This is a genomic window from Burkholderia sp. Tr-20390, from assembly GCF_017104595.1.
GTDB lineage: Bacteria > Pseudomonadota > Gammaproteobacteria > Burkholderiales > Burkholderiaceae > Burkholderia.
This window is the reverse complement of sequence record NZ_JAAGPC010000446.1, coordinates 1-900: the sequence shown is the minus strand read 5'-3', so window position 1 is coordinate 900 and position 900 is coordinate 1. Positions and strand designations below refer to the sequence as shown.

The following is a 900-nucleotide window of genomic DNA, read 5'->3' as shown; positions in this document are numbered from 1 at the left end:
TGCTCGCGCACGACAGCGATCCGTTCAACCGCTGGGAAGCCGGCCAGCGCCTCGCGACCCGCGCGCTGCTGACGCTCGCCGCGCGTGCGGCCGCGAACGAGCCGCTCACGCTCGGCGAGAACTTCGTTGCTGCATTCCGCCGCGTACTGACCGACGCGACGCTGTCACCCGCGTTCCGCGAACTCGCGCTGACGCTGCCGTCGGAAACCTACCTCGCCGACCAGATGGCCGAAGCCGATCCGGCCGCCGTGCATCGCGCGCGCCAGTTCGTGCGCCGCCGGCTCGCCACCGCGCTTCGCGCGGAATGGCTCGCCGCGTACGCGCAACACCAGACGCCCGGCGCCTACGAACCGACGCCGGAAGCCTCGGGCCGCCGTGCGCTGAAGAACCTCGCGCTCGCGTATCTCGCCGAACTCGAGGATCCGGCCGATGCGGTGCGCCTCGCGAGCGCGCAATACGATGCGGCGAACAACATGACCGATCGCGCGGCTGCGCTCGGCGCGCTGCTGTCCGCCGCGGCCGCCGGCGCGACCGAACCGGCCGAGCACGCGCTCGACGATTTCTATCGTCGCTTCGAGAAGGAAGCGCTCGTGATCGACAAGTGGTTCGCGATGCAGGCGGCACAACGCGGCACGCCCGCGCAGCCGACGCTCGCGAAGGTGCGCAAGCTGCTCGCGCACCCGGCGTTCAACCTGAAGAATCCGAACCGGGCGCGCTCGCTGATTTTCAGCTTCTGCGCGGCCAACCCCGCGCAATTCCATGCGGCGGACGGCTCGGGTTACGCGTTCTGGGCGGAACAGGTGCTCGCGCTCGACGCGATCAACCCGCAGGTCGCGGCGCGCCTCGCCCGCTCGCTCGAACTGTGGCGCCGCTTCACGCCGGCGCTGCGCGACCGGATGC

Annotated in this window: 1 protein-coding gene; it reads left to right on the top strand. The window is 71.1% G+C overall.

All coding sequences use genetic code 11. The features are described from left to right. The coding region (locus G3N98_RS40435; RefSeq protein WP_206151143.1) for an aminopeptidase N C-terminal domain-containing protein at nt 1-900 on the top strand (900 nt) is incomplete at both ends.